At 74.3% G+C, this 9,339-nt stretch carries 9 protein-coding genes and 1 pseudogene; all 10 read right to left on the bottom strand.

Features of this window, described 5'->3' with window-relative positions; translation table 11 throughout:
- Positions 1–776: pseudogene (bchD, locus tag AX737_RS08425) on the bottom strand (magnesium chelatase ATPase subunit D); the annotation flags it as partial.
- Positions 777–934: 158 nt separating this feature from the next.
- Positions 935–2,032, bottom strand: a complete 1,098-nt coding sequence (gene bchI / locus AX737_RS08430; protein ID WP_066920562.1) for a magnesium chelatase ATPase subunit I — start codon at positions 2,030–2,032, stop codon at positions 935–937.
- A 227-nt stretch (positions 2,033–2,259) separates the two neighbouring features.
- A complete protein-coding gene (hemA, locus tag AX737_RS08435; protein WP_066920564.1) occupies positions 2,260–3,477 on the bottom strand; it encodes a 5-aminolevulinate synthase in 1,218 nt (405 codons plus the stop codon).
- A gap of 59 nt (positions 3,478–3,536) precedes the next feature.
- Complete coding sequence (gene puhE, locus AX737_RS08440; protein WP_066920566.1) at positions 3,537–4,331, bottom strand: putative photosynthetic complex assembly protein PuhE; 795 nt, start codon at positions 4,329–4,331, stop codon at positions 3,537–3,539.
- A gap of 14 nt (positions 4,332–4,345) precedes the next feature.
- Complete coding sequence (acsF, locus tag AX737_RS08445) at positions 4,346–5,383, bottom strand: magnesium-protoporphyrin IX monomethyl ester (oxidative) cyclase (RefSeq protein ID WP_156453598.1); 1,038 nt, start codon at positions 5,381–5,383, stop codon at positions 4,346–4,348.
- A 47-nt stretch (positions 5,384–5,430) separates the two neighbouring features.
- Positions 5,431–5,727, bottom strand: coding sequence for a hypothetical protein (locus AX737_RS08450; RefSeq protein ID WP_066920570.1), 297 nt, complete (start codon positions 5,725–5,727; stop codon positions 5,431–5,433).
- On the bottom strand, positions 5,724–6,275 hold the full coding sequence (gene puhC, locus AX737_RS08455) for a photosynthetic complex assembly protein PuhC (protein WP_082772951.1): 552 nt from the start codon (positions 6,273–6,275) through the stop codon (positions 5,724–5,726). Before puhC ends, AX737_RS08450 begins: the two co-directional genes overlap by 4 nt.
- A gap of 4 nt (positions 6,276–6,279) precedes the next feature.
- A complete protein-coding gene (gene puhB / locus AX737_RS08460; RefSeq protein WP_066920571.1) occupies positions 6,280–6,951 on the bottom strand; it encodes a photosynthetic complex putative assembly protein PuhB in 672 nt (223 codons plus the stop codon).
- Positions 6,948–7,742, bottom strand: coding sequence for a photosynthetic reaction center subunit H (puhA, locus tag AX737_RS08465; RefSeq protein ID WP_066920574.1), 795 nt, complete (start codon positions 7,740–7,742; stop codon positions 6,948–6,950). The genes puhB and puhA overlap by 4 nt, the downstream gene beginning before the upstream one ends.
- An 18-nt stretch (positions 7,743–7,760) precedes the next feature.
- Positions 7,761–9,203, bottom strand: coding sequence for a BCD family MFS transporter (locus AX737_RS08470; RefSeq protein WP_066920576.1), 1,443 nt, complete (start codon positions 9,201–9,203; stop codon positions 7,761–7,763).
- Positions 9,204–9,339 lie beyond the last annotated feature (136 nt).

Here is a 9,339-nt window from a genome sequence, read left to right on the forward strand (position 1 = left end):
GCCAGGGCCGCCGCGTCCACCGCGCCCGCCCCGGCGATCCGGCGCGCGACCCGCAGGGCGAGGAGCGGCCCCCGCGGCGAGGCGATGCCGAGCGCGGCGGCGGTGGTGCAGAGCGTGGCGACGGGGTCGCGGACGGGGGTGCCTTCGTGGTCGTATGGCGGCACGTCATGGCCCGCACCGGCCGCCGCGCTCCCTCCCCTCTCTGCGGTGGGCGGGAAGGCGCTGGAGCCGTCCGCCCGAGATGAAGAGGCGCGCGCGCCCGGCGCTCGCGTCTCCCCCAGCCCGATCCCGCCGAGGTCGATCCGGAAGGCGAGGCGGTCGGCGAGCGCCTCCGGCACGGTCTCGTCCCCCTCCCCCTCGTCGAGCAGCACCAGCCCGATCCGGGCGGGATGGCGCGCGCCGATCCCGTCGCGCTCGACCGCGACCGTGCCGGCATCGAGCGCGGCGGCGAGCCGGGCGGAAGTGGCGGGGCTCGTCCGCTCGGCCATCGGCACCACCAGCACGCCGCCGTCGGCCTCCGCCAGCAGGCCGCGCCCGAGCACGGGCCGCCCGAGCGCCAGGGTCGCGGGCAGGTCGAGCCCGCCGATCAGCCGGTCGTCGCCGGTCCCCGGCGGCAGGCGGCGCAGGGGACGCGCGTCGAGCAGGGTCCGCAGGGTGTCGAGCCAGCGATCCCGCACCGGCCCGGCACCCGCCCGCACCACGACCCCGCCGAACCCGTGCGGGTCGGCGGCCAGGAGCGCGGCGACCCGCAGGGCGGTGGTCCAGGGCGTCTCCACCGCATCATCGCTCCGGGCAGGGCTCGCCGGTGCCGCGGAAAGCGCGGGTCCCCTCTCCCGTGCGGGAAAGGCGGCGCGGCGCGGCTTTGGCGCATGCCCGGACGTCTCCGCTGCGCGCTGCTGCGCGGCGCCCGCGTCGGACGGTGACGTCTGCCCGCTCACGCGGCGAACACCTCGGCCACCGCCCGCGCGACCCGGGCGGTCGAGCCGGCCTCGTCCAGCGGGTTGCGGCGCAGGCGATGGCGGAGCGCCGCGGGGGCGACGCGGGCGAGGTGGGCGTCGCCGACCGTCGCCGCGCCGTCGAGGGCGGCGAGCGCGCGGGCGGCGCGCATCAGGGTCAGCTCGCCGCGCAACCCGTCCGTGCCGAGGGCGAGGCAGAGCCGGGCGGCCTGTTCCAAGGCGGCGTCCGGCACCGCGACCGCGCCGAGCCGGGCGCGCGCCGCCAGGATCGTCTCACGGGTCGCCCGCTCGGCGGCGGCGTGCGCGGCGTGGAAGCCCGCCGGATCCCGCTCGAAGGCGTCGCGGGCGCGCACCACCGCGACCCGGGTCGGGATGTCGGCCGGCGTCGCCACCTCGCAGGCCAGCCCGAACCGGTCGAGGAGCTGCGGGCGCAGCTCCCCCTCCTCCGGGTTGCCGGAGCCGACGAGCACGAAGCGGGCCGGGTGGCGCAGCGACAGCCCCTCGCGCTCCACCGTGTTGATCCCTGAGGCCGCCACGTCGAGCAGGAGGTCCACGATGTGGTCCTCCAAGAGGTTCACCTCGTCGATGTAGAGGAAGCCGCGGTTGGCCCGGGCGAGCAGCCCCGGCTCGAAGGCCCGCTCGCCGCGGGTGAGCGCCCGCTCCAGGTCGAGCGCGCCGACGACCCGGTCCTCGGTGGCGCCGAGCGGCAGGTCCACGACCGGCACGGCCCGCGTCTCCGCCCGGCGCGGGGCCCCGCCTGCGCAGTGCGGGCAGGCGGCGGCGGGCGCCTCCGGGTCGCAGGCGTAGGGGCAGCCGGCCACCGCCCGCATCGGCGGCAGCAGGGCGGCGAGCGCCCGGATCGCCGTGGACTTGCCGGTGCCGCGGTCGCCCAGCACCAGCACGCCGCCGATCAGCGGATCGACCGCCGCGATCAGCAGCGCCTCGCGCATCGCGTCCTGGCCGACGATGGCCGAGAAGGGGAAGACGGGTGCCGGCGGCGGGGCGGACGCGACGGGTGTGGGCTCGAAGACGGTATCCGGCTCGCCGTCCCGGTGCCGTGCGGTCACGCTGTCCATGGGCGTCGCTCCTGGTTCACCGACGCAACTCTCCCTCCCCCCTCTGCGGGGGAGGGTGGGCCGGCCGTAAGGCCGGGTCGATCGGGACGAAGTCCCGCAGAGAGGGGAGCAACGGTTCAGGCACGAGCGCGGCATCGATGCCGAGCACCTTCCTGAGGCGGCGTCTCCTCTCCCGCCTCGCATCCGCGAGGCACCCTCCCCCGCAGAGGGGGGAGGGTTTCACGCCCTCACTCCGCCGCGCGCCGCTCCACGCCCATCCGCGCCCAGACGATCGACAAAGCCGCCACGAGGTGCGCGATGTCGGCATCCGTGTGCAGCGGCGAGGGCGTGATGCGCAGGCGCTCGGTGCCGCGCGCCACCGTCGGGTAGTTGATCGGCTGCACGTAGATCCGGAACTCGTCCAGCAGCGTGTCGGAGATCGCCTTGCAGAGCACGGGGTCGCCGACCATCACCGGCACGATGTGGCTGTCGTTGGGCAGGACCGGGATCCCGGCGCGGCTGAGCGCGGCCCGGGTGCGGGCGACCCGGTCCTGGTGGCGCGCCCGCTCGGCCCCGCTCGCCTTGAGGTGGCGGATGCTCGCCGCCGCCCCCGCCGCGACCGCCGGGGGCAGCGAGGTGGTGAAGATGAAGCCCGAGGCGAAGCTGCGCACGAAGTCGCAGAGCCGGGCCGAGCCCGTGATGTAGCCGCCGTGCACGCCGAAGGCCTTGCCGAGCGTCCCCTCGATCACGTCGAGGCGGTCGGCGAGGCCGTCGCGCTCCGAGATGCCGCCGCCCCGCGCTCCGTAGAGGCCGACCGCGTGCACCTCGTCGAGGTAGGTGAGCGCCCCGTGGGCTTGGGCCACGTCGCAGATCTCCGCGATCGGCGCGATGTCGCCGTCCATCGAGTAGACCGACTCGAAGGCCACGATCTTCGGCCGGGCCGGATCGACGAGGCGGAGCTTGGCGTCGAGGTCGGCCGGGTCGTTGTGGCGGAAGATGTGGCGCTCCGCGCGGCTCGCCCGGATGCCCTCGATCATCGAGGCGTGGTTCTCCGAATCCGAGAACACCGCGCAGTGCGGCAGACGCGCCGCCAGCGTGCCGAGCGCCGCCCAGTTCGAGACGTAGCCCGAGGTGAAGAGGAGCGCCGCCTCCTTGCCGTGGAGATCCGCGAGTTCGGCCTCCAGGAGCACGTGCTCGTGGTTGGTGCCCGAGATGTTGCGGGTGCCCCCGGCGCCGGCCCCGCAGCGGTCGATCGCCGCGTGCATCGCGGCGAGCACGCCCGCGTGCTGGCCCATGCCGAGATAGTCGTTCGAGCACCAGACCGTGACGGGCCGCGTGCCCCCCTCGTGATGGTGGGTCGCCCGCGGGAAGGCGCCGGCCCGGCGCTCCAGTTCGGTGAAGACCCGGTAGCGGCCCTCGCCGCGCAGGCCCGCGATCTCGGCGCCGAAGAAGGCTTCGTAGTCCATCGGCCGGCTCTCCCCTGTGGGTCGTTTCGTTGGCTGTCTCGTCGGTGCCCGCATCGCGCTCACGCCCCCTCCCCGGCCGGTCCGGCCTCGGTGGGCTTGTCCGCCTCCGGCAGGCTCCAGCGCCAGAGCGCGGCGGCCGGGAGCGGCAGCATCAGGAACCAGTGCTCCAGCACCGCGAGCGCGGTCAGCGTGGCCACCAGCGCCAGCCCCGTGCGCTCCGGCGCGGTCCCGGCCCCGAGCGCGGCCGCCCCGAGGAGCACGGCGGCCGCGGTGCCGAGGCTGACCGAGAGCGGGAACAGCCCGTTCATCGCGCGCTGGCGCAGGTAGCCCGCGAGGTAGCCGAGATGGGCGGGCAGGAACTCGAGCTGGAGGTTGCGCACCCCCAGGAACAGGTTGAGCCGGGCCGAGGCGTTCATCAGCACCAGCACGGCGTAGGTCCAGAGGCCCACCCGGTTCGGCGCGCCCCAGACCAGGCAGAGGATGGCCAAGCCACCGGCCAGGATCGCGAATTCGTGCCAGAGGCTGGTGGCGAGCGCGGAGAGGAACCGGTCGAGCCCCCGGGCGGACGGCGCGCAGGCCACGGGCCGCGGGCCGGAGACGAAGCCCATGTAGTAGGCCATCTCCTGCCAGCCCCAGACCGCGAGCGCGCCCAGGAACCCCGCATAGGCCCCCGCCTCCCCGGTGTCGTCCGCGCTCCGTCCGATCGTCCAGAGGGCGCCCGCCAGCACCAGCGAGGCGCCCCCGAGGCTCCAGGCGTGGGTGCGCCGGGGCAGGTGCTGCAGCGCCAGGATCAGCCCGGTGGAGAACCACCAGGCGACCAGCGCGAGGACGACCGGGAGGGCGAGCGCCGGCATGCGGACGACGCCCCCTACCAGACCGGCTCGAGGCGGATGTCGGCGGGCATCGCGTTCTCGCGCACCGGCAGCGCGTAGAGCCGCCCGAAGGTGAGCGCCGCGCGCGCCGCGTGCCAGCCCTGGGCGAGCCGGCCCGTCAGGCCGCCGCGGGCGCGGGCCGCGTCGATGCCGCGCGCGCAGGCGAGCAGCCGGTCGAGCCCCGCCCGGAAGCGCGGGTCGTCGAGGTCGAGGAGCACCGGGAAGGTCTGGCGCGCGATCTCCTGGGTGATGCGGAAGACCCGGAAATCGTAGTCGGTCGGGTCGATGCCGAGTGCGGCGTGGAAGGCCGGGCGGTGGTGGTCGCGCACGTACATCGTCGCGAACACCGCCAGCAGGAAGAAGCGGATCCAGTAGCGGTTGCGCCCGCTCGTCAGTTTCGGGTTGGCCCGCATCAGGAGCGCGAAGGCCTCGCCGTGGCGGAACTCGTCGTTGCACCAGAGTTCGAACCACTTGAAGATCGGGTGGATGCGCCGGTCCGGGTGCCGCTCGAGGTGGCGGAAGATGGTGATGTAGCGCGCGTAGCCGATCTTCTCGGACAGGTACGTCGCGTAGAAGATGAACTTCGGCCGGAAGAAGGTGTACTTCTTCGTCTTCGTGAGGAAGCCGAGGTCCACGCCGATGCCGAAATCCTTCAGCGTGTCGTTGATGAAGCCGGCATGCCTGGCCTCGTCCCGGCTCATGAAGCCGAACAGCTCGCGGATGTCCTTGTTCTTGGCCCGCTTCCTCATCTCCGCATAGAGCACGCAGCCCGAGAACTCGGCGGTGATCGAGGAGACCAGGAAGTCCAGGAACTCCTTCCGGAGTTCCGGATCCATCTGCGAGAGGTCGCAGTCGAATTCTTCGTTCCGGATGAAGTGGCGCTTGTTCGGGTCGGAGCGGAGTTCGGCGATCAGCACGTCCCACTGGGCGCGCACCGGCTCGACGTCGGTGCGGTCGAGTTCCTCGAAATCGGTGGTGTAGAAGCGCGGGGACAGGAACGTCGTCTCCTGCGCGGCGCGGGTGGACTCGTTCATCGGCAGCTTCGGCGCGATCTGGCCTTGGGCGGGGTGGACGTGCGCGTTCACAGGCTCCTCCTCTCGGAAAAGCTCACCTCGTAGAGCTCGGTCAGCTCGAGATGGGCGATCAGCTTGGTCCAGGCGCGCTCGAGCTTCGAGGCGCGGGTGACGGTGGCGTGGCGGCGCACGACCAGGCGCTCGCCGTACGGCACCGAGACGGGGGAATCGTGCACGATCACCGCGTCGCCGGGCTCGATCTCGAAGCCGGCCTCCAGGGTGACGTGGGCGTGCAGGCTCTCGGGGGTCTGCTCGATCTCGACGGTGCAGGGCACCTCGACCGCGGTTCGGGTGAGCCAGCTCATGGGTGCGCCTCCCGGTGGGCATCTCGCCGTTGGGCATCTTGCCGTTGGGCATCTTGCCGTTGGGCATCTTGCCGTTGGGCATCTTGGAGGATCCGCCCGAAGGCGGCGGCGTTGGTCGGCCCGAAGGCCTGCAGCGCCACGTGCCGGCCGGTGGCGGCGTCATCGAGCGCGAGCCGCCCGTCGGCGTGTCGCACGAGGCGGAAGGGCTCGTCCGGCCCCAGCCCCTCGCGCTGGCGGGCCTGGGCGAGGCCGCGCAGGGTGCCGCGGACGAAGCCGTCCTCGCCGGGGCGGATGGTCGCCACGACGCGCAGGCTCTCGGCCTCGCGCAGCGCGATCGAGCCGTCGTCCCGGTCCTCGGCCCGGAAGGCGAGCGCGGCGGCGGGCGGGGCCCCGATCCCGGGCGGGGCCTCGACCTCCGGCAGGGCCGCCACGGACGGTCCCCGGCCGGCGAGCACGGCGAGCAGCGTGAAGGCCAGGAGGCCACCGGCCCCGAGGAGCACGGGGCCGGGGCCGGAGCCGAGGATCTCGGAATGCACGGGCGCGCGCATCGGCCTACTCCGCGGCGACGAGGCGGCCGGGCGCGGCCCGGCCGGGCCGGGCCACGATCACCGGCAGGTCGGCCACGATGCCGGGCGCCGCCGCGCGGACCTCGGCGTCCCGCGCTTCCGCCAGCGCGCGTCCCAGGATCGCGGCGGCCTCGGTCGCGCCCGGCACGCTGCGCAGCATCGGCTCGGGCCGGGTGATCCGCCAGGGCCGGGCGTGCGGCCAGAGCTGCAGGTAGGCGATGCGGGCGGCGGGCTTCAGCCGCAGGGGCACGTCCCCGCTGCCGTCCCCGAACAGGCGCAGCTCCGCGCTCTCCACCTGCCCGAACGGAAGATTGTAGGTGACGGGCAGCGCGATGCCGATCTGGAGCACGAGGCGCCGGTTCGTCACCGTGTAGAGCGTGGTGCGGTGGGCAGCAAAGGCGAGGACGCCGAGAAGCGCCAGCGCCAGCCCCAGCACCCCGGCGAGCGCGGCGGCCGTGCCCGCCGGGTTCTGGGCCACCGCGACGACGCCGATCCCGCAGACCGCGAACCAGAGCCCGGCGAGGGGCGCGTGGAAGACGCGCAGCCAGAGGCCGCGGGTGGAGGGCGCGCCCTGCCAGAGGATGCGCTCCCCCGTGGGCAGCGGCCCCGGCAGGCCCCGTTGCGTGCCCTCGGGCAGGAAGTCGCAATGCGCGCTCACAGCAGCGGCTCCGCGCGGGCGGGGGTGGCGTAGAGGGTGCCGGCCCCGAAATAGGCCATGATCCGCTCCTCCTCCCGGAGCGTCACCGAATCCGGGTCCTTCGTCGTCGGGATGTCGGCGAACTGCTCCCCCAGCAGCGCCTCGGTGGTGACGTTGCGGCCGAAGAGCGGGCCGCGGCAGAAGGTGACCGGCATCAGCCGCCGGCCGCCGCCGGGCAGCTCCACCTCGTAGTAGCGCACGAAGGACTCGCCCCGATCGACCCAGAGATCGACCACGACGCCCGCGAGCTTACGGTCGGCACCCACCACCGTGAGGCCGATCGGGTTCGGGCCGTCCTCGTGCACCACGAAGTGGTCGGCGACCCGCAGCGGTACGATGCGGTATTCCCCGTCCCAGGTGCGGTCGTGCTCGTCGTTGCGGGGCGCGTAGGAGCCGGGTCCGACGCCGGCCCGGAGCGAGGCGTCGGTGCGCTCGTAGGGCGCGCCCGGCCAGGGCTCGACCTTGCGGCTCGGCACCTCTGTCTCGATCGCGACGCCGGTCTGCGGCGCCCACATCGTGTGGCCGCTCGTGAGCCGGAACGCCTTCGGGGTCGGGATCAGGATCGGGTCCGGCCTCTTCAGGCGCCCGACCGCCTCGTTCTCGAGGGGATAGCCCTCGCGCCGGTCCTCGCGGCGCAGGTAGAACACCAGCCCCGCGAAGAAGAGCCAGAAGGCGTAGAGCACCACCTGGGCGACGTCGAGATAGCTGGTCAGTCCCCCGATCGGGACGGCGTTCGGCAGAGCGGTCGGCATGGTGGCGTCCTCCCCTCTTCAGGCGGGTCTCTCGGTGAGGCGGGTGCGGTCGCGGCCCGTGACCGGGCCGGGAACGGGGCGTGCGGCCTGGCTGCGGACCAGGGGGCCGAGGGCGACGAGGGCGCCGAAGAGCAGCGCGATCTCGATGTGGTAGACGATGAGGTAGCCGCTCGCGGGCCCCTCCAGCCCCGCGCCGAGCGCACCCGAACGGGCGAGCGCCCCGCCGGCGTCGCGCAGGAGGCCGCCGGCCGCGATGGCGATGCCGGCCGCGCTCGCCTGGGCGGCGCCCCAGGCGCCGAGCGCGAGGCCGGTCTCCTCGGGGCCGGCGGCGTTCATCGCGGCGGTCAGCGTGCCGTGGGCGAACAGCCCGCCGCCGAGCCCGATCAGCGCCACGCCGGTGCCGAAGAGCCGGGCGGATTCGAGCGGGCTCGCGAAGGTGACGGCCGAGAAGGCCAGGATGCCGACCCCGCAGCCGGCCGCCGCCACGCGGAACGGGTCGCCCCCGCGGGCGAGCCAGCGCGCGGCGAGCCAGAGCCCGAGGCCGCCGCCCGCCGCCAGGATCGCGGTGAGCGCCGTGGTGGCGGCGACGGAGAGGCGCAGGATCTCCCCGCCATAGGGTTCGAGCAGCACGTCCTGCATCGAGAACCCGGCCGTGCCGAGCCCGATCGCCACGAGCCGCCGCCGCGCCCGGCCGGTCCCTGCGTAGCCGCGCCAGGAGTCGGAGAAGGCCGGGCGAGCGGTTGCGCGGGTGCGGGCGGGGGCGCGCGGCTCCTGCTTCCAGAGGGCGATGCCGTTGAGCAGCATCGTGAGCAGCGCCGCGCCCTGGATCACCTGGATCAGCCGCACGGGGGAGAAGTTCGCGAGCACGAGCCCGAACAGCACGGCGCTCGCCATCATGCCGGCGACGAGCGCGGCGCAGAGCAGCGCCACCACCCGCGGGCGGGCCTGGGCCGGGGCGAGATCGGTGGCGAGCGCGAGGCCCGCGGTCTGGACGGTGTGAAGGCCTGCGCCGACGAACAGGAAGGCGAGCGCTGCCGCCGCGTCCCCGACCCAGAGCGGGCCGGTGGTGTCGCCCGACAGGATCAGCAGGGCGAAGGGCATGATGGCGAGGCCGCCGAACTGCAGCAGCGTGCCGAACCAGATGTAGGGCACCCGCCGCCAGCCCAGCACCGAGCGGTGCGTGTCCGAGCGGAAGCCGACGAGCGCCCGCAAGGGCGCGAAGACGAGGGGCAGCGCCAGCATCACGGCCACGACCGAGGCCTGGACCCGCAGCTCGACGATCATCACCCGGTTGAGCGTGCCGATGAGGAGCACCGCCGCCATGCCGACCGTGACCTGGAACAGCGCGAGCCGCAGGAGGCGGCCGAGCGGCAGCTCGGGCGTCGCCGCGTCCGCGAAGGGCAGGATCGCGGGGGTGAGGCGCATCAGGGCGCGGGTGAGGGTTTGGGTTGGGGCGGTCATCGCCCTTCCCCTTCCGTGAGGGGCCGGGACGACAATTCATTGGACGACAAACCGGCGTCCGGTGTGGGGCGTGAACCGGAACGCGCCCCCTCTCCCGTGCGGGAGAGGGTTGGGGTGAGGGACGAGAACTCTACGG

The organism is Methylobacterium sp. CCH5-D2 (genome assembly GCF_001556475.1).
In the GTDB taxonomy this organism is placed as follows: Bacteria; Pseudomonadota; Alphaproteobacteria; order Rhizobiales; family Beijerinckiaceae; genus Methylobacterium; species Methylobacterium hispanicum.